Here is a 21,401-nt window from a genome sequence, read left to right on the forward strand (position 1 = left end):
CCTGGACGCGATGACCGGGTCGAGCCCGGCCAAAACGTCGCTTGCGTTACGAGCGCGCGATCACGCGCTCTTCTTCTTGTCGTCCGAGACGTCCTTGAAGTCGGCGTCGATGACGTCGTCCTTCTTGGTTTCCTCGGCCGGCTCGCCCTCGGCGGCGGCAGCGCCTTCGGCCTGGCTCGCCGCATACATCGCCTCGCCGAGCTTCATCGAAGCCTGCATCAGCTCGTTGGTGCGGGCCGTGATGGCCTCGGCGTCCTCGCCGGTCAGCGCGGTCTTGAGCGCCTCGACCGCGGTCTCGATCGCCGCCTTGTCGGCTTCGGAAACCTTGTCGCCATAGTCGTTCAGCGACTTCTCGGTCGAATGCACCAGGCTCTCGCCCTGGTTCTTGGCCTCGACCACCTCGCGGCGCTTCTTGTCCTCGGCGGCGTTGGCCTCGGCATCCTTCACCATCTTCTGGATATCGGCCTCGCTGAGACCGCCCGAAGCCTGGATCTTGATCTGCTGCTCCTTGTTGGTGGCCTTGTCCTTCGCCGTCACGGACACGATGCCGTTGGCGTCGATGTCGAAGGTCACCTCGATCTGCGGCATGCCGCGCGGGGACGGCGGAATGCCCATCAGGTCGAACTGGCCGAGCAGCTTGTTGTCGGCCGCCATCTCGCGCTCGCCCTGGAAGACCCGGATCGTCACCGCGTTCTGGTTGTCCTCGGCGGTGGAGAAGACCTGGCTCTTCTTGGTCGGGATCGTGGTGTTGCGGTCGATCAGACGCGTGAATACGCCGCCCAGCGTCTCGATGCCGAGCGAGAGCGGGGTCACGTCGAGCAGCAGCACGTCCTTGACGTCGCCCTGCAGCACGCCGGCCTGAACCGCGGCGCCGATGGCGACGACCTCGTCAGGATTGACGCCCTTGTGCGGCTCCTTGCCGAAGAACTGCTTCACGACCTCCTGCACCTTCGGCATGCGGGTCATGCCGCCGACGAGGACGACCTCGTCGATCTGGCCCGCCGACAGGCCGGCATCCTTGAGCGCCTTCTTGCAGGGCTCGATGGTGCGCTGGACGAGATCGTCGACCAGGCTCTCGAACTTGGCGCGCGAGAGCTTGATGGCGAGGTGCTTCGGGCCCGAGGCATCCGCCGTGATATAGGGCAGGTTGATCTCGGTCTGGGCCGTGGTCGAGAGCTCGATCTTGGCCTTCTCCGCCGCTTCCTTCAGGCGCTGGAGAGCGAGCTTGTCCTTCTTCAGGTCGATGCCCTGCTCGCGCTTGAACTCGTCCGCCAGGTACTCGACCAGGCGCATGTCGAAGTCCTCGCCGCCGAGGAAGGTGTCGCCATTGGTCGACTTCACCTCGAAGACGCCGTCGCCGATCTCGAGGATCGAGACGTCGAAGGTGCCGCCGCCGAGGTCATAGACGGCGATCGTGCCGGCCTGCTTCTTGTCGAGGCCATAGGCCAGCGCAGCCGCGGTCGGCTCGTTGATGATGCGCAGCACCTCGAGACCGGCGATGCGGCCGGCATCCTTCGTCGCCTGGCGCTGAGCGTCGTTGAAATAAGCCGGAACCGTGATGACGGCCTGGGTGACGGGCTGGCCGAGATAGGCCTCCGCCGTCTCCTTCATCTTGGTCAGCGTGAAGGCCGAGATCTGCGACGGCGAATAGTCCTTGCCGTCGGCTTCGACCCAGGCGTCGCCCGAGGAGGCCTTCTTGATCTTGTAGGGAACGAGCTTCAGGTCCTTCTGCGTCATCGGATCGTCGAAGGTCCGGCCGATGAGGCGCTTGATCGCGAAGAAGGTGCGCTCCGGGTTGGTGACGGCCTGGCGCTTCGCAGGCTGGCCGACAAGGCGCTCGCCGTCATCCGTGATGGCGACGATGGAGGGCGTGGTGCGCGCGCCTTCCGAATTCTCGATGACCTTGGGCGTCGAGCCTTCCATCACTGCAACGCAGCTGTTGGTCGTGCCGAGGTCGATACCAATGACTTTACCCATGGATGGGATCCCTTTCGATTGAGCAGATCGCCGACCTGCGACGGTTGTCCGTCGCCTGCCGGCCCATGGACCGGATCGCCCCCGCTTCAGCGGCGAACGAAACCGGCATTCCACGTTTGACGGTGGTTAAACCGCCCCTTGGCGGCGTATATAGTGAGGGTGTTCCACCCCTTGCAAGACAGGCGAGCCGATTAAGCAACGGGGAGCACCGGCCGGGCTGCCCGCGAAACGCGCTTTCCGGCGGGGTGTGGCCTTCCCGTCCTTGTCTAACCCGGCTCGCGCCTGCATGCAGAAAGGCCGTTCAGGCTTCACTGGGCCGCCATGACTCGACCGATGCGCCTTATCCTGGCCTCGATAGCCCTCGCCACGGCCGCAACCGTGGCGCATGCGCAGCCGCTGCAACTGCCCGGCGCCCAGCCGTTCAACGCGCCCGGAACCCAGCAGGCCGCGCCCTCCCGGCCCGGCGCCCCGGCAGCGCCACGCCCGCCCAGCATGCCCGCCATCAAGGTCGCCGGCGAGGATGCCATCATCGGCAAGACCCTGCACCGCCACGGCCATCACGGCGAGGCGGTGTTCTCGAAGACGGCGACGGGCTATGGCCTCAAGCTCAATCTCGACGGCTTCCAGAGCACGAACCTCGTCGAGCCCTGCGCCGTCTCCTTCGGCGACGCGCCTCTCCCCGTCACGGCGCTCGGGCGCCCGGCCGGCGTGCCGCGCTATCGGCTGGAGGCGCCGATCTGCCCGATCGTCTTCGACGTGCTCGACGGCGCCTTCCTCGTGGTCGAGCCGACGGAGCCCTGCGTCGTCCAGGCCGCGCAATGCCGGATCGACCCGCGCGGGCTGTGGGGCCCCGATGCGCGTGTGGTTTCAGGGCAGGCCAAGGAGATCGAGCGCGCGCGCGGCGTCGCCGAGCGCGCCGTGCGCGAGGGCTACCGGACGCTGACCGCCAAATCCGACGCCATCGAGCAGCGCGTGCTCGCGCGCGAGCAGGCCGGCTTCTCGGCCGAGCGCGAGATGATCTGCCGGGATTTCCAGCGCGAGGGCCAGTTCGGCTTCTGCGGCGCGCGGGTCACCGAGGCGCGGGCCGCCTCGCTGCGCGCCCGGCTCGGCCTCAACACCGAGCCGAAGGCCGCCGCGACCAAGCCGAGGCCACGCCCGAAGCCTGCGCCGCTCTCGCTGACGCCGACGCAATAGCGGGGCAGAGCACTGTCATAGAGCGCTGTCGTCCCGTGTCTGCGCGTGCGAGATGACAGCGGTGGCTTCAGCTCATCCGGGCCGCCAGAGCGGCCTCGTCGAGCCCGGCGAGCGCATCGATCAGATGCATCGCGAAGCTGCCGGGCCCGGTGGCCCGTTCGGCCGCAATCTCGCCGGCGATACCATAGGCCGTGAGCGCTGCCGCCGCCGCGATCATCGGGTCAGGCTCAACCGCCCGGCAAGCCGCGACCAGCGCGCTCGATGCGCAGCCGAGGCCGGTGACCTTCGTCATCCACGCATGGCCATGCGCCACCGACAGGCTCCGGCCTTCGGTCTCGATCCGGTCGACCGCGCCGGTGGTGACGCGCACGATATCCCGCTTCGGTACGAAAAGTGGCTCCAGCACGGCCATTTCGGTGGCATTGCCGCGCACCAGCACGTCGAACGATGCCAGGACGTCGCCGACCAGCCGCAATCTCAGGGGTGAGAGCTCGACGAAGACGGGGTCGAGCACCAGTGGAATGCGGTGCTCCTGAGCCACGGCCAGGAGCTTCGGGATGGCCCGCTCGCCCTCCGGGCTGATCGTGCCGAGATTGATCAGGATCGCGCCCGCGCCCGCCGCGACGGCCGCGACCTCGTCGGGGTGACCGGCCATCGAGGGCATCGCCCCGAAAGCCAGCAGCATGTTGGCGGTGACGTTCTGCGCCACCGTATTGGTCAGGCAATGGACGCGCGGGCGGCGTTCTGCCACCCGCGCGAGGATCGATGCGACGCCGGCGGCGTCGAGCTTTTCGCTGAAAGCGCTCATTCTGCCGCAGGTAGATAGATGCTGCCGCCCTTGTCGAGGAATTCCTTCGACTTGGCGGCCATGCCCTCGTCTGCAAGCGCCTCCAGCGCCTTGCGCTCGTTTTCACCCATGGCCAGCACCTCGGCGCGCAGATCCTGCGTGATCTTCATCGAGCAGAATTTCGGGCCGCACATCGAGCAGAAATGCGCGACCTTGTGGGCGTCCTTCGGCAGGGTCTCGTCATGGAATTCGCGGGCCGTGTCGGGGTCGAGCGCCAGGTTGAACTGGTCCTCCCAGCGGAAGTCGAAACGGGCGCGGCTGACCGCGTCGTCCCGGATCTTCGCCGCCGGATGGCCCTTGGCGAGATCGGCGGCATGGGCCGCGATCCGGTAGGTGATGACGCCGGTCTTGACGTCGTCGCGGTTCGGGAGACCCAGATGCTCCTTCGGCGTGACGTAGCAGAGCATGGCGCAACCATACCAGCCGATCATCGCAGCCCCGATGCCGGAGGTGATGTGGTCGTAGCCCGGCGCGATGTCGGTGGTCAGCGGTCCAAGCGTGTAGAACGGTGCCTCGCCGCATTCGCGCAATTGCTTGTCCATGTTCTCCTTGATCTTGTGCATCGGCACATGGCCGGGACCCTCGATCATCACCTGGCAGCCCTTGTCCCAGGCGATCTTGGTGAGTTCCCCTAGCGTCTCCAGTTCGGCGAACTGGGCGCGGTCATTGGCATCGGCGATCGAGCCGGGCCGCAGGCCGTCGCCGAGCGAGAACGAGACGTCGTAGCGGCGCATGATCTCGCAGATCTCGTCGAAGCGCTCGTAGAGGAAGCTTTCCTTGTGATGCGCCAGGCACCAGCGCGCCATGATCGAGCCGCCGCGCGAGACGATGCCGGTGACCCGCGATGCAGTGAGCGGAACATAGGGAAGCCTAACGCCGGCATGGATGGTGAAGTAGTCGACGCCCTGCTCGGCCTGCTCGATCAGCGTGTCCTTGAACACCTCCCAGTCGAGCTTGATCGGATCGCCGCCGACCTTCTCCAGCGCCTGGTAGATCGGCACCGTCCCGATCGGCACCGGCGAATTCCTGAGGATCCAGGAGCGGATATTGTGGATGTTGCGGCCGGTGGAGAGGTCCATCACCGTGTCGGCACCCCAGCGGATCGCCCAGACCAGCTTCTCGACCTCCTCGGCCGCACCCGATGTCACGGCAGAGTTGCCGATATTGGCGTTGATCTTGACCAGGAAATTGCGGCCGATCGCCATCGGCTCCAGTTCGGGGTGGTTGATGTTCGCGGGGATGATCGCTCGGCCGCGCGCGATCTCGTCGCGGACGAATTCCGGCGTCACGAATTCCGGCACATTGGCGCCGAAGCTCTCGCCATCGGCATGGCGTTCGCGCGCGCCCTCCAGCATGGCGGCCCGGCCGAGATTCTCGCGATGCGCGACATAGATCATCTCGGGCGTGACGATGCCGGCCTTCGCGAACTCGTATTGCGTCGTCATCTGGCCGGGCTTCGCCTCGAGGATCGGACGCTCAGCCGGACAGGCGGGAACGAGCTGCGCTTCGCTGATATGGCCGTTATCGGCGGCCGTCACAGCGCGTCCGGGCACAGTCTGGAAGCCACGCGCATCGAGCCAGGCGCGGCGCGGCTGATTGAGGCCGGCATTGAGATCGATCTTCGCATCGGTCTCGGTGAAGGGCCCGGACGGATCGTAGAGCCGTACCGGTGGCTCGGCATTGGTCGTCAACACGACCTCGCGGAAGGGCACGCGCATCTCGGGATGCTCGGGCGCCGCGACATAGATCTTGCGCGAGCCGATGATCGGCCCGGTCGTCACGCTCTGGGGAGCGGTCTTGACGCTGTTCTTCTGAGGTTTTGCGTGGGCATTCATGAGGGGATCTCCTCCTTGGTACAGGTCAGGAGATCCGGCGTCGAAGCGGTTCAAGCGCTGTGATGCGGGTGCAGGCCAAGGCTGCACCGCGTTCCAGTCCCTCCGCCGGTATGACCCGGATCAGGTTCGATGGGTTCAGCTTCGAAAGCCGTCTCAGCCCTTGCGGGCACCCCTCGGAACGCGGACGAGGTTAGGCGCAGCGCCGCCGCTTGGCAACGGGCTGTGCAAAGGTCTGGTCGGATAGGACGGAGGGCTCAGACAGTCAGGTCGACCAGCGTGCCCTGCCCGGCCGGCAGCGCGGCTTGCGTCTGCTCGGCGCTCTGCTGGAGCATGGCGACCAGAGCCTGATCGGCCTGCGCATTCTGCCTGAGCATCTCGACGGACAGCGCCTGCTGGGTCGAGGCGGCCTGCATCGTGACGATGCTCTGGGCAAGGGAAACGGTGTCGCTCATGGCGGGCACCCTAGCCGGGCAACCCTACCAAATCCTCAACCCGGTCGCTCAAGGTGCGATGATCGAGGGCACCGGCTTGGGCATCGGCGGATCGCGCTCGGGCCGAACCTGCGCCTTGTCCTCGCCGGTACCGCGCTTTTCGTCGCGGGGCGCCACAGTGTTGGGCGTCGTCGGACGAGCCGCCTCCCCCGATCGCGGCGCCGGCGGCACGCCGGGAGCCTGCGGCCTGGCCGGAGGCGATACCGTCTGCGCCTGCACCGGCACTGCACCAGGCAGGCTGGCGGCCAGTAATCCAGCCAGAACCGGAACGAACTTTCTCATGGCGGCATCTCCCTTCGGCCTGGACCATTGCTTGTCGCATTTTCTTCACGCGAACCGGTGCCCACCTCGCTCGAAAATGCTCTGTCCTCCGCAAATGAAACAGGCGCAGGGAACGGGTGTTCCCTGCGCCTGCGGAAGAGCGGGGCTGCCTGGAAAGCCGCCCCGCCCGGGTGTCACTGGTTCTGGCCGTTGAGCAGCGGCGTGATGCGCCGGAGCGTGACGCGCCGGTTCTCGCGGGAAGCCTCCTGCGTGTTCACCTTCAGGTACTGCTCGCCATAGCCTTGGGTCGTCAGGTTCTCCGGCGGGATCTGGAAGTCGCGCGTCAGGATCTCCGCGACCGACTCCGCCCGGCGATCGGAGAGCGAGAGATTGTCGACATCGGCGCCGACCGCGTCGGTGTGGCCCTCGACGAGGAAGACCTCGTTGGGCGAGCGCTGCAGGGCGCGCTTCACCGAATCCGCGATCACCGAAAGGCGGCGCGCCTGATCCTGCCCCACCTGCCAGGAGCCGGTATCGAAATTGATCGTATCGATATCGACACTGCGCATGCGGGCGCGCAGATCCGGCGAGTAGCGGACCTCGTCCAGCGTGTATCGGCGCGGAATCGCGGCGATCGGCGGGGCGGTGATCGTCTCGTAGATCAGGTCCTCGTCGGCCTGGTCCGCATCGACGATATAGCGCTCGCGCGGGATCGGCAGCGGCGGCGGCGGCAGCACGACGACATCGTCGGCAAAGCGCCCCGGACGGTCGCGCAGCGTGTTGTCGATGATGATCACCTCGCGGTTGTCCCGGTCGATGCGGGTGCGGCGGATCAGCCGGCCCTGCTCGTCCGTGACGGTGACGATCCGTGTGCCGTCGGGGCGCTCGAAGATCGTGCGGTTCTCGTCGCCACGGCGTTCGGAGCGGCCCTGCCAGCCGAGATCGCGGAAGCGCTGGTCCTCGTCGCGGCGGATGATGGCGCGGCCGTCATCGTCGCGGATGATGGTGCGGCCGGGCTCGCGGATGATGGTGAGGTCGCCCTCGCGCTGCTCCCGCCGCTCGCGGCGGATGTCGTCGAAGCGCTCGGCGCCCTGCGTCGCCATGATGCCACCGATGACGCCGGCGCCGAGGCCGATCGCACCGGCCACGCCCGGCGAGATGCCGCCGCGGCGGCCCTCACGCTGGGGCGGCTGGCCGGGAGGTCCGGCTGGCGGCTGGCCCGGAGCGGCGCCCGGCTGCGCGGGAGCAGCCGTACCTGGCGCTCCACCGGAAGGCATGCCGGGAGCCGTGCGTCCCGGCTGGACCGGCGCGGCACCGGCGGGCGGCGTCGGGACTGCGGCGCCCGGCTGTGCAGGAGCCGGAGCGCCCGGCGTCCCGGCCGGAGGCGTTCCCGGAGCCGGGCGCGACGGCCGCGTCGGAGCCGTCCCTGCAGGCGGCGTCGGAACGGTCGCATCCGGCTGGACGGGAGCACCGGGCTGCGGCGCTGCGGCCGGCGGGCGCTGCCGGTCCGGCGCAGCCGAAGGCGGAACGGCCGGGCCGCCACGCGGAACCGCAGAGGGCGGCGCGCCGGCACCGGGCTGGGACGGAGCGGCCGGCGCCGTCGCAGGCGGCGTTCCCGGCGGGCGGGGCTGGGTCGGCGCAGCCGAGGGCGGAACAGCCGGGCCACCACGCGGAACCGCAGAGGGCGGTGCGCCGGCACCGGGCTGGGACGGAGCGGCCGGCGCCGTCGCAGGCGGCGTTCCCGGCGGGCGGGGCTGGGTCGGCGCAGCCGAAGGCGGAACAGCCGGGCCGCCACGCGGAACGGTTGATGGCGATGCGCCGGCCGGCGGCGCGGGCGGCTGAGGCGCGGTACGCGGCGCCGAGGGCACCGTCGGCCCGGCCGGCGGACGCGGTGGTGTCGGGCGGGCGGCCGGGGCCTCCCGGGGAGATGGCGCGGCATTCGGCGCGGGGCGAGGCGCAGCAGGCACCTCACGCGGCATCGCCGGGCGCTCGGGCTGCGGACGCGCGGCCGGGGGCTCGGCGCGCGGCGCGGGCATGGCGGGAGGCTGCGGCCGGGGTGCCGCCGGAGCGGGCTGCATCTGCGGCGGGCGCGGCGCATGCGGCTGGGCGGGGGCGCTCGGGGCAGCAGGGCGTTCCGGGCCACGCTGACCGGGCTGTGCGCCTGGCTGCTGCGGGCGCCGCGGCCCGCGCGGATCATCCTTGTCTCCGGGACCGGGGGCCTGTGCGACCCGGTATCCGGCCTCGGCGAAGGCCTGCCCGGCTTGCGAAAGGACGAGGGCCGGCAGGACGGTCCCGACCAGCAACCAGCGTTTCGTGCGCATTTTCTTTTCCCGTCGTTCGTTTCAACGTGCAGGTATCAGGCCGCCTCCGGCCTGAACCCCCGATGAAGCGAAAACGGCAGGAATCGGGCAGCGGTTCCGCCGCCCTGCCGATTTAGATGCCGGCCTCAGCCTTCACATAGGCCGCGATCTCGGCATGGGTCGCGAACCAGCAATCGCCCTTCGCCTTGGCCAGCCGGACCAGCTCCTCGAGGATCCAGAAGCGCGAGCGATAGGTGATGACATGCGGATGCATGGTCAGCAGGAAGAGGCCGCCATCCGCATAGGCCCCCTCGAACTCGCGGCGGAATATGTCGAAGACCGCTTCCGGCGACGTATAGGGCCGGAGCGCCTGGAAGCGGTTCATGCTGAGATAGGGTGCGTCGTCGCGGATCCACTCGACCGGCAGTTCGACGATGCCGGTCGCCTCACCCTTCTCGACGATCTCGTAGGGATCGTCATCGGCGAAGAGCGAGCTGTCGTAGAGCAGGCCGAGCTCGCGCTCGATGGCGAGCGTCACCTCGGAAAAGTCCCAGGACGGGGTGCGCATGCCGACCGGGCGGATGCCGGTGATCGTCTCCAGCGTATCGGCCGAGCGCAGATGCAGTTCGCGCTCGTTCGCGGCCGGCACCGCCGTGTTGACCTCGTGAATCCAGCCGTGGAGGCCGATCTCGTGGCCGGCGCCGACGATGCGGCGCTGCTCTTCGGGATAGAGCAGGGCGGTGACGGCCGGCACGAAGAAGCTCGCCGGGATATCGTGCCGCTTCAGCAAATCGAGGATGCGCGGCACGCCGACGCGGTTGCCGTACTGGCCCCAGGAGAGCCGCCCGACCGACTTACCGCCGTCGCGCAGTTCGTTGGTCTCGTGATCGACGTCGAAGGAGAGGGCGACGGCGCAGCGGGCGCCGTTCTTCCACCTGGCCGGCTTCAGGTTGCGGCCGGCGCGGACCTGCTCGACCTTGCCGCGCCAGATCTCTTCCGGCCATTGCCAGGGCAGGAGTTCGTTGGCGTCGGTCATGGCAGCTCTCCTCAGGTCGTAGCAGTGCCCGGCAGCACCGGCACCGCGGCAAGCAGGCGCTTGGTGTAGTCGTGCTGCGGATGGTCGTAGACCGCGCCGGCCGGGCCGCTCTCGACGATCCGGCCGCGATACATGATCGCGACGCGGTCGCAGAGATGGCGGACGACCGAGAGGTCATGCGAAATGAAGATCAGCGTCAGGTCGAGTTCCTGCCGCAGGCGGATCAGCAGGTTGATGATCTGCGCCTGGATCGAGACGTCGAGCGAGGCGACCGGCTCGTCGCAGACCACGACATCGGGCTGCATCGCGAGGGCGCGGGCAATGGCGACGCGCTGGCGCTGGCCGCCGGAGAACTGATGCGGATAGCGGGTCGCGAAATCGGGATCGAGCCCGACCGCCGCCAGCCATTGCCGGACATAGGTCTTCGCCTGTGCGCGCTCGACGAGCCCGTGCGCCAGCGGCCCCTCGGCGATGCTGTCGCCCACGGTCATGCGCGGGTTGAGCGAGGCGAAAGGGTCCTGGAAGATGGTCTGGACGCGGGTCGTGACCTTATGCGGGTTGTCGCCCGCGCTCATCACGGCTGAGCCGTCGATGCGGACCGAGCCGTGATCCGGCGCATAGATGCCGGCGGCGACGCGCCCGAGCGTCGATTTGCCGGAGCCGGATTCGCCGACGAGGCCGAGCGCCTCGCCGCGCTTCAGCACCAGCGTGACATCGTCGACCGCCTGCACCACGGTCGGCGCCTTGGACAGGCCGGCCTTCTGGGCCAGCTTGCGGAACAGGCCGGGCGTCTGGGTGAAGCGCTTGGCGACATGCTCGATGCGGACATAGTGCACGGCGTCGGCGACGGCAGGCGGCACCTGCCTGGCGAGGCGCGGCGGCGGCGCGATGTCGGAGCCGACGCCGCCGGCCAAGAGCTTGCCGGGCTCGGAACGCGAGGGCAGGGCGTCGAGCAGGGACTGCGTATAGGGATGCTGCGGATGGGTCAGCACCGCGAGCGTCGGCCCGGCCTCGACGATCCTGCCGTGGCGCATGACGCAGACATGGTCGGCGAGCGAAGCGACGACGGCGAGGTCATGGCTGATCCAGATCAGCGCCGTGCCGAGCTCGGCGACCAGCTCCTTCATCTCGGCAAGAATCTCGGCCTGCACGGAGACGTCGAGCGCCGTGGTCGGCTCGTCGCAGATGATCAGCTTCGGCCGGTGCAGCAGGGCGATCGCGATGGCGACGCGCTGGCGCATGCCGCCGGAAAACTGGTGCGGGTAGAAATCGACCTTGGCTTCCGCGTCGGGAATGCGGACCTGCGCCAGCGCGGCAACGGCGCGGCGGCGCGCCTCGGCGCCCGACACCGTCTCATGCGCCTCCAGGGCGAGCCTGATCTGCGTACCGATGGTCAGCATCGTGTTCAGCGTCATCATCGGGTCCTGGAAGACCATCGAGATCTGCTTGCCGCGGATTTTTCGCAGATCCGACGGCGCCAGCCCAACGAGCTCGCGCCCCTCCAGCTTCACCGAGGAGCCTGCCTCGACGCGGCCCGGCTGGTCGATCAGGCCGATGATCGAGAAGCCGGTGATGCTCTTGCCCGAGCCGGACTCGCCGACGAGCCCCATCACCTCGCCGCGCTTCAGGGCGAAGGAGACGCCGTCGACCGCCTTCACCACACCGGCGCGGGTATGGAAATGGGTTGTGAGGTCAGTCACTTCGAGGAGAGGCGCGTCGCTCATCGCTTCAGCCTCGGATTGACCTGGTCGCGGATACGGTCGCCGACGAGGTTGATCGCGACGATCAGCACGATCAGCGCGATGCCGGGATAGATCGAGATCCAGTACCGGCCCGAGAGCATGTACTGGAAGCCGTTCGCGATCAGCATGCCGAGCGAGGGCTCGGTCACCGGTAGGCCGACGCCGAGGAAGGAGAGCGTCGCCTCGAGCGCAATGGCATTGGCCACCTGCACGGTCGCGACCACGATCAAAGGCGGCAGGCAGTTCGGGAAGATGTGGCGCAGCACCACGCGCCAACCCGGCAGCGGCGTCGAGAGCACCGCCTCGACATAGTCCTTGCCGCGCTCGGCCGAGGCCGCGCCATGAGCGGTGCGGGCGAAATAGGCGTATTGCGCAGCGGCGAGCGCGACGATGAGCTGCATCTTGCCCTGACCGAGCGAGGCTGAGAGCACAAGCGCCAGCAGGATCGCCGGGAAGGCGAGCTGCAGGTCGATGACGCGCATGATGAAGGCCTCGCGGCGCCCACCGGCATAGGCTGCGCCGATACCGAGCGAGACACCGAGCACGAAGGCGAAGGCGCCGGCGACAAGCCCCATCTGCAGGGAGATGCGCAGGCCGTAGAGGATGGCCGAGAGCAGGTCGCGCCCCTGCGCATCGGTGCCGAGCCAATGGGTGTAGCCGCCTTCGCCGACGAAACCGGGCGGGCGGCGTGCATCGGAGAGCGAGAGATTGGCGAGGTCGTAAGGGTCCTGCGGCGCGACCAGCGGCGCCAGCAAGGCGATGCCGATCATCAGGACGACGACGGCGAGCGCGATGACAGCGGTCCGGCTCTCGCGGAACTCGGCCCAGAAGCGGGCGGCGGGGGACGCGTCCTTCATCGCGCGCCTCCCTTCCGCAACCGCGGATCGAGCCCGACATAGGCGAGATCGACGAGGAAGTTGATGGTGATGAAGACGAAGGCGACGAGCATCAGGTAGGCGACCATCACCGGCCGGTCGAGCGACTGGATGGAGTCGATGATCAGCTTGCCGATGCCAGGCCAGGAAAAGATGGTCTCGGTAACCACGGCGAAGGCCAGCGTCGAGCCGAATTCGAGGCCGAAGACGGTGACGAGCGGGATCGCGATCAGGCGCAGCACATGGCGACGCAGCACGGTCCATTCGGAGAGGCCTGCGGCGCGGGCGAATTTCACGGTGTCGGAGAGCATGGTCTCGCGCGTGCCGGCACGCGCGAGCCGCGTCATCAAAGCGAGCTTGAAGAAAGCCAGATTCAGCGCCGGCAGCAGCAGATGGCTCAAGCCGTTCAGAGTGAGGAAGCTCCACTCGACGCCGAAGAGCGAGACCGTCTCGCCGCGCCCGCCCGCCGGAAGCCATTGCAGTTCGACGGCGAAGGCCATGATCAGCACGAGGCCGATCCAGAAGGTGGGCACGGAGAAGCCGAGGATCGAGACCGTCATGATCAGCTTGGAGGCGAAACTGTCCGGCCTGTAGCCGGCATAGATTCCAGCGGGAATGCCGATCAGCGCCGCGCCGCAGACCGCGGCCAGCGTCAATTCCAGCGTCGCCGGCAGCCGCGACAGGATCAGGTCCATCACCGGCATGCCGAAGACGAAGGAGCGGCCGAAATCGCCATGCAGCACGCGGCCAAGGAAGGTCAGGTACTGCTCCCAGAGCGGCCGGTCGAGCCCGTAATGGGCGATGGTCTGGAGGCGCAATTCCTGGCTGACATCGGGGCCGATCAGCACGTCGATCGGGTTGCCGATGGCGTAGACGCCGACGAAGACCAGCACCGACATGACGAGCATGACGACGAGCGCCTGCGCGAGCCGGCTGGCGACGTGGCCTAGCATCAGCGAAGCTTTCGGCGCGGCATCACGGCCAGTTCTCGACCATCACGGCCCGCGTCTCCTCGACGCCGACCTTCCAAAGCCCAAGCATCTCCTCGTCCGGCCGCTGGTAGAGGCCGTGGAAATTGCCGTCGCCGAGGATCTCGCGACGCTTCGCCGGGCTCGCCGCCTGATATTCGGCCGCATTGAAGGGCGGCTTCGACGTCTCGGGCATGGCAACGCCGGCGAGCCGCGTCCAGGGGAAATTCTCCATCCAGGAGGCGTGCGAGGCGGCCGGGTCGACGGCCTTCACCGCCGCCTGGAATTGCGGCGCCGCCCACCAGTTATGCAGGCGGACGCTCGCATCGGGGTGCTTGTCCAGCCATTCGGTCGCGAAGTTCAGGGCCGGCGAATTGCCGCCATGACCGTTGACGAGGACGATGCGGCGGAAGCCGGAGCGGTAGAAGCCGTCGAAGATGTCGCCCAGCAGCGCCGCATAGGTGCTCAGGCGCAGCGAGATGCTGCCGGGGAAATTCAGGAAGCCCGGCGTCAGGCCATAGGCGAGCACCGGAAAGACCGGAATGCCCAGCGGTTCGGCCGCCTCCTGCGCCACGCGCTCGGACAGGATCACATCGGTCGCGAGGCTCAAATAGGCGTGCTGCTCGACGCTGCCGAGCGGCAGCACGCAGCGGTCGTCCCGCTTGGCCTGGGCCTCGATCTGCATCCAGTTCAAATCGGCGACACGCACGGCGCGATCCTTGCTTCGCTCTGACAAGCGGTAGACAATCCCGGCAGGCGGCACGGGCTGCCCGCCACAGCCATCCTTGACTCCGGCGTCCGGGAGCGTCAAGTTCCATTTGGAACTAAATCCGCCGAGAGATTTCCTGATGCGGCGCGCGCCGACCTCTCCTTCCCGCGTCGACCCGGAGCGCGAAGCCGCGCTGGCCGATCTCGACCCGCTGACCGTAACCAAGCTCTGGGACAATCCCTGCTGGCTCTCGTTCCGGCTGAACTTCATTGCGTTCCGCTTCAACGACCCGGTCTATCGCTGGATCGAAACCCGCTACGGGCTCGTGCGCCCCGAATTCGTCGCGCTCTATGCGGTCGGGCTCAAGGAGGGCGTCGCCGCCAAGAACATCGTCGCCTCCTCCGGTCTGCCGAAGAACACGCTCTCGCGCGCCGTGCAGAAGCTGCTGCAACGGCGCCTGCTCAAGCGCGAGACCGATCCGGCCGACCTGCGCAGTTACGTGCTCCATCTCACGCCGGCCGGCCGCAACATCTTCGACGAGACCATGGGGCCGATGATCCAGCACCAGGCGACGATGCTCGCCGGCCTCAGCGGAGACGAGCAGCGGCAGCTCTGCGTGCTGATGGACAAGCTCGTCATCGCCTCGCCTAACTGGCCTCAGGAACTCCAGCCAGAACCACACAAAACAACAGGGGATCTCTCATGAAACTCGCGCAAAGCTTCCGCCTCGCCGCCCTCGCCGCCCTGCTCGGCGCCGCCGTCTCGACCGGCGCGCTCGCCCAGACCCTGACCATCGGCGTCCGCGCCGGGCCGGAATCGATCGACCCGCATTACACCGCGACCGGCACCCATGCCGAAGCGCTGAAGCAGGTCTTCGACACGCTGATCTGGTCCGGCGACAAGCTGCAGCTCGAGCCGCGGCTGGCGACCAGCTGGAAGGCGGTCTCGCCCGATGTCTGGGAGTTCAAGCTGCGCCCCGGCGTCAAGTTCCATGACGGCTCGGACTTCACTGCAGAGGACGTCAAGTTCTCGATCGAGCGCATCCCGGTCGTCGCCGGCCCGAACCCGACGACGATCTATGTCCGCCGCGTCAAGGAGGTGAAGATCGTCGATCCGCTGACCGTCAGGGTCGTTACCGACGGCCCGGCGCCGAACCTGCCGAACGACTTCATCCGGCTCTTCATCGTCTCGCACAAGGCGGCGGCCGGCCTGACCAAGGACAATGCCAACGAGGCCTTCAATTCCGGCAAGGCCGCGATCGGCACCGGACCCTACAAATTCGTCTCCTGGACGCCGAAGGACCAGCTCCTGCTCGAGCGGTTCGACGGCTTCTGGGGCGAGAAGGAGCCCTGGGCCAAGGTTGTCCGCAAGGAGCTGCCCAACGATGCCGCCCGCGTCGCGCAGCTCAAGGCGGGACAGGTCGACATCATCGTGCGCGCGCCGGCCTCGGACGTGCCGACGCTGAAGCGCGACCCGAAGCTTTCCGTCGCGACTGTCGAGACCGTCTACCTCTTCAACATGGAGCTCGACCTGCGCGACAAGCCCCCGCAGATCACCGCCAAGGACGGCTCCGCCCTGCCGAAGAACCCGCTGCAGGACGTCCGGGTGCGCGAGGCGATCGATATCGCCATCAACCGGCCGGCGCTTGCCGAAATCGCCATGGAAGGGCTCGGCGCCGCCGCGAACCAGCTGGTCACCCCCACGATCGCCGGCTTCAACAAGGAGCTGCCCGCGATCAAGGCGGATACCGTCAAGGCGAAGAAGCTGATGACGGATGCGGGATATCCCGACGGGTTCAAGGTCACCTTCTCCTTCACCAGCGACCGCCTGCCCGGCGACCGGCAGGTCGGCACCTCGATCGCCCAGATGCTCGCCCGCATCGGCATCGAGGTGGTGGCGAACGCCCAGCCGGCGGCCGTCTTCTTCCCGGCGCGCGCCCGTTCCGAATACTCGATGGCGATGTCGGGCTGGGGCACGCTGACCGGCGAGGCCAACTACACCCTCTCCTCGCTGGTCCACTCCAATGAGCCCGCCAAGAAGCTCGGCGCCTTCAACCTGCTCGGCTACAAGAACGCCGAGGTCGACAAGCTGATCGAGGACGCCTCGGTCGAGATGGACGAGGCGAAGCGCAACAAGATGCTGTCCGACGTCGCGGCGATCGTCGCCAAGGACCGGCCGCGCATCGCTGTCACCTCGATCGGCTCGGCCTGGGCGATGCAGAAGGACAAGGTGACGATCTCGCCGCGCGTCGACGAGGACACCCTCGCGATGGACATCAAGCCCGTTAAGAAGTAACGCGGCCGCCTTCCACGCCACGGCCGTTTGTCCGGCCGTGGCGGATCACGCCTTCAAGACCCGACAGGATACCGATATGACCCTCGCGCTTGCCATCCACGGCGGCTGCGGCACGCTGCCGAAGGCCGAGATGACGGAGGGCGAATGGGCCCAGGCCCGGTCCGACCTCGCTGGTGCGCTCCGCGCCGGCTGGGCGATCCTGAGCAAGGGCGGCGCGGCGGTCGACGCCGTCGAGGCGGCCGTGCGGGTGATGGAGGATTCCCCGCATTTCAACGCCGGCCATGGCGCAGCCTTCAACAGCGAGGGCGAGCACGAGCTCGACGCCTCGATCATGGACGGGGCGACGCTCGCCGCCGGCGCGATCTGCGGGGCCAAGCGCATCCGCAACCCGATCAGCGCCGCCAAGGCACTGATGCTGCGCGGCGACCCGCTGATGCTCGCCGGCCCCGCCGCCGACGACTTCGCCGAGCATGACGGCGTCGACACCGTCGCGAACGAGCATTTCTCGACCGAGCGCCGGCGCAAGAACCTCGCCTCGATGAAGCTGCGCGAGATCGTCGGCACCGCCGCCGAGGCGAGCGAGGCCGAGAAGCATGGCACGGTCGGCGCCGTCGCCTGCGACGCGCAGGGCCATCTCGCCGCCGCGACCTCGACCGGCGGCTACACCAACAAGCCGGTCGGCCGCGTCGGCGATTCCCCGATCATCGGCGCCGGCACCTATGCCCGCGACGGGCGCTGCGCCGTCTCCGGCACCGGCAAGGGCGAGTATTTCATCCGCTACTGCGTCGGCCACGAGATCGCGTCGCTGATCGCCTATAAGGGCCTCTCGCTGGAAGCGGCGACGGACGCGGTCCTGGCCGAACTGTCCGAGCACAGGATCGGCGCCGGACTGGTCGCGGTCGGTGCCGACGGCACGGTCGTCGCGCCTTACAACACCGAGGGCATGTATCGGGGCTGGGTGACGGCGGACGGACTCGTCCATGTCGCGACCCACGACCATGTCGAATTGGCGGGGCAGGCGTGAGCGAACCCATCCTGATCTGGGGCGCAGGCGCCATCGGCGGTACGCTCGGTGCCTATTGGGCGCGCGCCGGCGTGCCGGTTCTGCTTGTCGACATCGTGCCGGAGCATGTCGAGGCCTGCCGCACGCGCGGGCTCGCCATTTCCGGGCCGGTCGAGGAATTTACGCAAGTTCTGCCGGCCGCGACGCCGGGTGAACTGACCGGCCGCTACAGCCGCATCGTACTGGCCGTGAAGGCTGGCGCGACGGAAGCTGCGCTCGCTGCGTTGAAGCCGCATCTGACTGACGACGGCTTCGTGCTCTCCGCCCAGAACGGCCTGAACGAACTCGCCATCGCCAAGGCGGTCGGCGAACAACGCACCATGGGCTGCTTCGTCAATTTCGGCGCCGACTGGCTCGGGCCGGGCGAGATCCTCTACGGCAATCGCGGTGCGACGGTCGTCGGCGAGCTCGACGGCTCGATCAGTGAACGCGCCGTCGAGATGCACCGGCTGATGAGGCTGTTCGAGCCGGACGCGATCCTGACCGACAACATCTTCGGCTATCTCTGGGGCAAGCTCGCCTATGGCGCGATGCTGTTCGCCACCGCCCTGACCGACGATTCCATGTCGGCGAACTTTTCGGACCCGGAACGGCTGCCGGTCTGGCTCGCGCTCGGGCGCGAGGTCGGAGCGGTCGCGGCCAGACGTGGCGTGACCTCGCTCGGCTTCGGCGATTTCGACCCGATGGTGTTCGCGCCCGGCCGACCGGAAGGGCCGCAGATCGAAACGATCAACTGGCTGACGCATTACACCGCGCAGAGCGCCAAGACCCATTCCGGCATCTGGCGCGATCTCGCCGTGCGCAAGCGGAAGACCGAAGTCGATCCGCAGATCGGCGTCATCGCCACGCTCGGCCGCGAGGTCGGCATCGCGACGCCCGCGATCGAGACGCTGGTCTCGCTGATTCACGACATCGAGGACGGCCGCCGCCCGATGGCCTTCGAGACGCTCAAGGTATTGATCGACCGATGCAGATCCGCTTCGACAACCGCGTAGCCCTCGTCACCGGCGCAGCCCAGGGCATCGGGCGCGCAATCGCCGTCGCGCTGGCCGAGGCCGGGGCGCGGGTCCACCTCGCCGATATCGATGCGGCGGGGGTGCAGGCCACAGCGAAAGAGATCGGCGCGACCGGCCATGCCGCCGATCTCGGCTCGCCCGAGGCGGCGCAGGCACTGGTGCGCGCGATCGTGGCGGCCGATGGCGGGCTCGACCTTCTCGTCCATGCCGCCGGCGGCGTGCGCGGACAGGTCGGCCGGGCGATCGAGGCGGTTTCCGAGGAAGACTGGCGCGTGATCTTCGCCGCCAATGTCGATGCCGCCTTCTTCCTGGCGCAGGCGGCGGCGCCCGCGATGAAGCAGGCCGGCTATGGGCGGATCGTGACGATCTCGTCGGGCGCGGGACTGAGGCCGAGCCTCACCGGCATCCAGGCCTATGCCAGCGCCAAGCATGCGCTGGTCGGCCTGACGAAGCAGCTCGCCTGGGAGTTCGGGCCGCATGGCATCACGGTGAATTCGGTGGCGCCGGGCTTCGTGCGTTCCAACCCCGCGACCGAGCGGCAATGGCAGAGCTACGGGCCTGAGGGGCAGAAAAAGCTGGTCGAGAGCATCCATACCCGCCGGCTCGGCACGCCCCAGGATATCGCCAACGCCACGCTGTTCTTCCTGAGCGAGCAGGCCGGCTGGATTTCCGGGCAGGTGCTCTCCGTGGATGGCGGGCGGTCGTAGCGACGGCTGGAGCGCGCCGGCATGCTCGGGCTTGGCCCGAGCATCTCGTCCCGAAGGAGGCTCCAGCGCCTTGTTCTGGGTCAGATTCTCGGGTCAAGCCCGAGAATGACGCCACCCGTGCCTCACCCGCAATTCGCCTGATCGGCCGGCATCTCGGCACCGACCATCCAGTTGGTACCGAAGCGGTCGGTCAGCATGCCGAAGCGCGGCGACCAGAAGGTCTCGGCCATCGGCATGGTGATCTTGGCGCCGCCCTCGGACAGGCCGGCGAAGATGCGATCGGCTTCATCCGGGGTCGCGACGCCGACGCTGACCATGACCGAGCGCATCGGCCCGTCGCTGTTGTTGGGCGGCGCGTCGGAGGCCATCAGCATCTGGCCATCGATCTCCAGGCAGGCATGCAGGATCTTGTCATGCCAATCGGGCGCGACATGCTCCTCGGCCGGCGTGCCCTTGTGGTCCATCATGGCGAGCATCTTGCCGCCCAGCACCTTCTCGTAATGGGTGAAGGCCTCGCGGCAATTGCCTTCGAACATCAGATAGGTCGAGAGTTTCATCGCGTATCCTCCTGCGTGCTTACGGGAAGCGTTCAGCGCTTGCGGTAATACTGGGCGGCCATGAACTCGGCCCACTGGCCGTCGGGCCCAAGCGCACGCGAGGTCAGGGTGCGGTGGTCAGGCGACAGGAAGGTGATGACGTCCTGATATTTCGCCATGGAGCCGTCGCCGGCCATGCTCGGCCCCTCGGTGTCGAGGACCAGCGACTTGCCGTCATCCGAGAGCGCGCCGTCATAGGTCCACATCATCGTCATCATCGAGGCGACGAAGCTGCCGACGAAGCGGCCCTTGGCCGGGTCGAAGCCGAGCGTCATCAGGCTGGTGACCGGCTTGCCCTCAGGCCCCTCACCCTGCCCCTCGCCGAGCGTCCAGAGCCCGCCGAGCGAGCGCACGCTCTCGGTGCCCTTCGACGAGGATGGCGGCTGATCCGGCCCCATCGAGCAGTTCATCTCGGCGGTCCAGTCACCGACCAGCTGGTGGAGCCACTCATGTTCCTTCTGCGGTTCGCCCATCATGGTTTCTCTCCTCTGGTTTTTCGTTCTCTGGGTGATCGGGATCAGGCGGGGCGCTCGGCCGCGGCCTTCATGGCCTTGAGTCCGGCCTCGAAATCGCCGCCGACCATGCGGTCCATGTCCATGAAGACATGGATGATCTTGCCGATGAACGGCGTCGGGCCGGTCATGATCCAGGTCACGTTCGTACCCTGGCTCTGTGGCGTCAGCGCGAAGACGACATCGTTATGCGCCTCGAAGGGCTTGAGGAAATCGAGCTTGAGCGCGAGCTTGCCCGGCGCCTGCGCCTCGGTGATGCGCATGCTGCCCTCGCCGACATTCTTGTCGCCGGCCCAGGCATAGGTCGCGCCGACACCGGTCTCGGGGCCGCCGAAGGTGCGCTTCATCGCCGGGTCCTTCTTCTCCCAGGGCGACCAGGCGCTCCAGGCCCGGAAATCGGCGATCAGCGGATAGATGCGCTCGGGTGCGGCATTGATCGCGATGGAGCGGGTGACCTGGAAGGTGTCGGGCTTGCGGGCGGCCAGGATGAGCACGACGACGAGGCCGGTCGCGAGAAGGCCGAGCAGGCCGAGAAGAATGGTCTTGAGCATGACGAACACCTGAAATGGGGCTGAAGGAATGGCTTCGGCGTCAAACGCCTGATTTATCGGGTGGTCTCGCCTTGATCGCGCGGAGCATCTCGTCCAGCCGCCCCAGGCTCTGGTCCCAGAAACGGCTGTAATGCTCCAGCCATTGCGAGACGTCCTGCAGCGGGCCGGGATCGAGCCGGCAAGGTCTCCACTGGGCTTCCTTCCCCCGCGTGATCAGCCCGGCACGCTCCAGCACCTTCAGGTGCTTGGAAACCGCGGGAAGGCTCATCGCGAAGGGCTCTGCCAGCTCCTTCACAGAACTCTCGCCTTGCGACAGCCGGGCCAGGATGGCGCGGCGCGTCGGATCGGCGAGGGCTGCGAAGGTCAGGCTGAGCGGGTCCGTCGACATCATATGAAACCGATCAGTTAATTAACTGATCGGTTTAC

At 67.8% G+C, this 21,401-nt stretch carries 22 protein-coding genes and 1 riboswitch; of the genes, 7 read left to right on the plus strand and 15 right to left on the minus strand.

The genetic code is table 11. From position 1 onward, the window contains the following. Positions 1-60: 60 nt before the first annotated feature. Complete coding sequence (dnaK, locus tag BLQ70_RS12830; protein ID WP_091857291.1) at positions 61-1,977, minus strand: molecular chaperone DnaK; 1,917 nt, start codon at positions 1,975-1,977, stop codon at positions 61-63. Between the two features lie 333 nt (positions 1,978-2,310). On the opposite strand from dnaK, the gene BLQ70_RS12835 reads away from it, so the two are divergent. Next, positions 2,311-3,171, plus strand: a complete 861-nt coding sequence (locus tag BLQ70_RS12835; protein WP_091857292.1) for a hypothetical protein — start codon at positions 2,311-2,313, stop codon at positions 3,169-3,171. Between the two features lie 67 nt (positions 3,172-3,238). Here the strand turns inward: BLQ70_RS12835 and BLQ70_RS12840 are convergent, their stop codons facing one another. The 5 genes from BLQ70_RS12840 to BLQ70_RS25970 all read right to left on the minus strand — a co-directional run bounded on the left by BLQ70_RS12840 (position 3,239) and on the right by BLQ70_RS25970 (position 7,882). Beyond that, complete coding sequence (locus BLQ70_RS12840; RefSeq protein WP_091857293.1) at positions 3,239-3,979, minus strand: hydroxyethylthiazole kinase; 741 nt, start codon at positions 3,977-3,979, stop codon at positions 3,239-3,241. Continuing rightward, the gene (gene thiC, locus BLQ70_RS12845; RefSeq protein WP_091857294.1) at positions 3,976-5,853 is read right to left on the minus strand and encodes a phosphomethylpyrimidine synthase ThiC; all 1,878 of its coding nucleotides are present in this window, start codon (positions 5,851-5,853) and stop codon (positions 3,976-3,978) included. The genes BLQ70_RS12840 and thiC overlap by 4 nt, the downstream gene beginning before the upstream one ends. 79 nt (positions 5,854-5,932) lie before the next feature. Continuing rightward, positions 5,933-6,037, minus strand: a riboswitch (TPP riboswitch). A 70-nt stretch (positions 6,038-6,107) separates the two neighbouring features. After that, a complete protein-coding gene (locus BLQ70_RS12850; protein WP_091857295.1) occupies positions 6,108-6,305 on the minus strand; it encodes a hypothetical protein in 198 nt (65 codons plus the stop codon). A 48-nt stretch (positions 6,306-6,353) separates the two neighbouring features. Beyond that, positions 6,354-6,626 (minus strand): hypothetical protein, encoded by a 273-nt coding sequence (locus BLQ70_RS25345; RefSeq protein WP_139163539.1) that lies wholly within the window; start codon positions 6,624-6,626, stop codon positions 6,354-6,356. 173 nt (positions 6,627-6,799) lie between these two features. After that, positions 6,800-7,882: an OmpA family protein gene (locus tag BLQ70_RS25970; RefSeq protein ID WP_244512006.1), complete on the minus strand. Its 1,083-nt coding sequence runs from the start codon at positions 7,880-7,882 to the stop codon at positions 6,800-6,802. On the opposite strand from BLQ70_RS25970, the gene BLQ70_RS25975 reads away from it, so the two are divergent. Then, positions 7,881-8,447, plus strand: coding sequence for a hypothetical protein (locus BLQ70_RS25975; RefSeq protein ID WP_244512007.1), 567 nt, complete (start codon positions 7,881-7,883; stop codon positions 8,445-8,447). The genes BLQ70_RS25970 and BLQ70_RS25975 overlap by 2 nt on opposite strands. A 591-nt stretch (positions 8,448-9,038) precedes the next feature. Here BLQ70_RS25975 and BLQ70_RS12860 read toward each other — a convergent pair. From BLQ70_RS12860 to BLQ70_RS12880, 5 genes are read right to left on the minus strand one after another with little or no spacing between them, the layout of a single operon-like run. After that, a complete protein-coding gene (locus tag BLQ70_RS12860) occupies positions 9,039-9,941 on the minus strand; it encodes a polysaccharide deacetylase family protein (protein ID WP_091857297.1) in 903 nt (300 codons plus the stop codon). 11 nt (positions 9,942-9,952) lie between these two features. After that, entirely contained in the window at positions 9,953-11,665 is a 1,713-nt protein-coding gene (locus BLQ70_RS12865) for a dipeptide ABC transporter ATP-binding protein (protein ID WP_091857298.1), read from the minus strand. Beyond that, on the minus strand, positions 11,662-12,540 hold the full coding sequence (locus BLQ70_RS12870) for an ABC transporter permease (protein ID WP_091857299.1): 879 nt from the start codon (positions 12,538-12,540) through the stop codon (positions 11,662-11,664). Before BLQ70_RS12870 ends, BLQ70_RS12865 begins: the two co-directional genes overlap by 4 nt. Next, complete coding sequence (locus tag BLQ70_RS12875; RefSeq protein WP_061971626.1) at positions 12,537-13,511, minus strand: ABC transporter permease; 975 nt, start codon at positions 13,509-13,511, stop codon at positions 12,537-12,539. The genes BLQ70_RS12870 and BLQ70_RS12875 overlap by 4 nt, the downstream gene beginning before the upstream one ends. Positions 13,512-13,533: 22 nt before the next feature. Continuing rightward, entirely contained in the window at positions 13,534-14,235 is a 702-nt protein-coding gene (locus tag BLQ70_RS12880) for a creatininase family protein (protein ID WP_091857300.1), read from the minus strand. 139 nt (positions 14,236-14,374) lie between these two features. Here BLQ70_RS12880 and BLQ70_RS12885 point away from each other — a divergent pair, with 139 nt between their 5' ends. The 5 genes from BLQ70_RS12885 to BLQ70_RS12905 all read left to right on the plus strand — a co-directional run bounded on the left by BLQ70_RS12885 (position 14,375) and on the right by BLQ70_RS12905 (position 19,316). Then, on the plus strand, positions 14,375-14,941 hold the full coding sequence (locus BLQ70_RS12885) for a MarR family winged helix-turn-helix transcriptional regulator (protein WP_091857301.1): 567 nt from the start codon (positions 14,375-14,377) through the stop codon (positions 14,939-14,941). Then, the gene (locus BLQ70_RS12890; protein ID WP_091857302.1) at positions 14,938-16,530 is read left to right on the plus strand and encodes an ABC transporter substrate-binding protein; all 1,593 of its coding nucleotides are present in this window, start codon (positions 14,938-14,940) and stop codon (positions 16,528-16,530) included. Before BLQ70_RS12885 ends, BLQ70_RS12890 begins: the two co-directional genes overlap by 4 nt. 76 nt (positions 16,531-16,606) lie before the next feature. Beyond that, positions 16,607-17,554 (plus strand): isoaspartyl peptidase/L-asparaginase family protein, encoded by a 948-nt coding sequence (locus BLQ70_RS12895; RefSeq protein WP_091857303.1) that lies wholly within the window; start codon positions 16,607-16,609, stop codon positions 17,552-17,554. Then, complete coding sequence (locus BLQ70_RS12900; RefSeq protein WP_091857304.1) at positions 17,551-18,588, plus strand: ketopantoate reductase family protein; 1,038 nt, start codon at positions 17,551-17,553, stop codon at positions 18,586-18,588. Before BLQ70_RS12895 ends, BLQ70_RS12900 begins: the two co-directional genes overlap by 4 nt. After that, the gene (locus tag BLQ70_RS12905) at positions 18,561-19,316 is read left to right on the plus strand and encodes an SDR family NAD(P)-dependent oxidoreductase (RefSeq protein ID WP_091857305.1); all 756 of its coding nucleotides are present in this window, start codon (positions 18,561-18,563) and stop codon (positions 19,314-19,316) included. The genes BLQ70_RS12900 and BLQ70_RS12905 overlap by 28 nt, the downstream gene beginning before the upstream one ends. 122 nt (positions 19,317-19,438) lie before the next feature. Here the strand turns inward: BLQ70_RS12905 and BLQ70_RS12910 are convergent, their stop codons facing one another. From BLQ70_RS12910 to BLQ70_RS12925, 4 genes are read right to left on the minus strand one after another with little or no spacing between them, the layout of a single operon-like run. After that, entirely contained in the window at positions 19,439-19,873 is a 435-nt protein-coding gene (locus tag BLQ70_RS12910) for a VOC family protein (protein ID WP_091857306.1), read from the minus strand. A gap of 32 nt (positions 19,874-19,905) precedes the next feature. Then, positions 19,906-20,388: a DUF1579 domain-containing protein gene (locus tag BLQ70_RS12915; RefSeq protein WP_091857307.1), complete on the minus strand. Its 483-nt coding sequence runs from the start codon at positions 20,386-20,388 to the stop codon at positions 19,906-19,908. A 41-nt stretch (positions 20,389-20,429) separates the two neighbouring features. Beyond that, complete coding sequence (locus BLQ70_RS12920) at positions 20,430-20,975, minus strand: SRPBCC family protein (RefSeq protein WP_091857764.1); 546 nt, start codon at positions 20,973-20,975, stop codon at positions 20,430-20,432. Positions 20,976-21,015: 40 nt separating this feature from the next. Then, entirely contained in the window at positions 21,016-21,363 is a 348-nt protein-coding gene (locus BLQ70_RS12925; RefSeq protein WP_091857767.1) for an ArsR/SmtB family transcription factor, read from the minus strand. Between the last annotated feature and the right edge of the window lie 38 nt (positions 21,364-21,401).

Source organism: Allobosea robiniae (assembly GCF_900102525.1).
GTDB lineage: Bacteria > Pseudomonadota > Alphaproteobacteria > Rhizobiales > Beijerinckiaceae > Allobosea > Allobosea robiniae.

Excerpts from the sequence above, each read along its gene's own strand:
- BLQ70_RS12870 (WP_091857299.1), bottom strand. The coding sequence starts at position 12,540 with ATGAAGGACGCGTCCCCCGCCGCCCGCTTCTGGGCCGAGTTCCGCGAG.
- BLQ70_RS12890 (WP_091857302.1), top strand. The coding sequence starts at position 14,938 with ATGAAACTCGCGCAAAGCTTCCGCCTCGCCGCCCTCGCCGCCCTGCTC.
- BLQ70_RS12865 (WP_091857298.1), bottom strand. The coding sequence starts at position 11,665 with ATGAGCGACGCGCCTCTCCTCGAAGTGACTGACCTCACAACCCATTTC.
- BLQ70_RS12915 (WP_091857307.1), bottom strand. The coding sequence starts at position 20,388 with ATGATGGGCGAACCGCAGAAGGAACATGAGTGGCTCCACCAGCTGGTC.
- dnaK (WP_091857291.1), bottom strand. The coding sequence starts at position 1,977 with ATGGGTAAAGTCATTGGTATCGACCTCGGCACGACCAACAGCTGCGTT.
- BLQ70_RS12895 (WP_091857303.1), top strand. The coding sequence starts at position 16,607 with ATGACCCTCGCGCTTGCCATCCACGGCGGCTGCGGCACGCTGCCGAAG.
- BLQ70_RS25975 (WP_244512007.1), top strand. The coding sequence starts at position 7,881 with ATGCCGGGAGCCGTGCGTCCCGGCTGGACCGGCGCGGCACCGGCGGGC.
- BLQ70_RS12850 (WP_091857295.1), bottom strand. The coding sequence starts at position 6,305 with ATGAGCGACACCGTTTCCCTTGCCCAGAGCATCGTCACGATGCAGGCC.
- BLQ70_RS12905 (WP_091857305.1), top strand. The coding sequence starts at position 18,561 with ATGCAGATCCGCTTCGACAACCGCGTAGCCCTCGTCACCGGCGCAGCC.
- BLQ70_RS25970 (WP_244512006.1), bottom strand. The coding sequence starts at position 7,882 with ATGCCTTCCGGTGGAGCGCCAGGTACGGCTGCTCCCGCGCAGCCGGGC.
- BLQ70_RS12835 (WP_091857292.1), top strand. The coding sequence starts at position 2,311 with ATGCGCCTTATCCTGGCCTCGATAGCCCTCGCCACGGCCGCAACCGTG.
- BLQ70_RS25345 (WP_139163539.1), bottom strand. The coding sequence starts at position 6,626 with ATGAGAAAGTTCGTTCCGGTTCTGGCTGGATTACTGGCCGCCAGCCTG.
- BLQ70_RS12885 (WP_091857301.1), top strand. The coding sequence starts at position 14,375 with ATGCGGCGCGCGCCGACCTCTCCTTCCCGCGTCGACCCGGAGCGCGAA.
- BLQ70_RS12840 (WP_091857293.1), bottom strand. The coding sequence starts at position 3,979 with ATGAGCGCTTTCAGCGAAAAGCTCGACGCCGCCGGCGTCGCATCGATC.
- thiC (WP_091857294.1), bottom strand. The coding sequence starts at position 5,853 with ATGAATGCCCACGCAAAACCTCAGAAGAACAGCGTCAAGACCGCTCCC.
- BLQ70_RS12875 (WP_061971626.1), bottom strand. The coding sequence starts at position 13,511 with ATGCTAGGCCACGTCGCCAGCCGGCTCGCGCAGGCGCTCGTCGTCATG.
- BLQ70_RS12925 (WP_091857767.1), bottom strand. The coding sequence starts at position 21,363 with ATGTCGACGGACCCGCTCAGCCTGACCTTCGCAGCCCTCGCCGATCCG.
- BLQ70_RS12860 (WP_091857297.1), bottom strand. The coding sequence starts at position 9,941 with ATGACCGACGCCAACGAACTCCTGCCCTGGCAATGGCCGGAAGAGATC.
- BLQ70_RS12920 (WP_091857764.1), bottom strand. The coding sequence starts at position 20,975 with ATGCTCAAGACCATTCTTCTCGGCCTGCTCGGCCTTCTCGCGACCGGC.
- BLQ70_RS12910 (WP_091857306.1), bottom strand. The coding sequence starts at position 19,873 with ATGAAACTCTCGACCTATCTGATGTTCGAAGGCAATTGCCGCGAGGCC.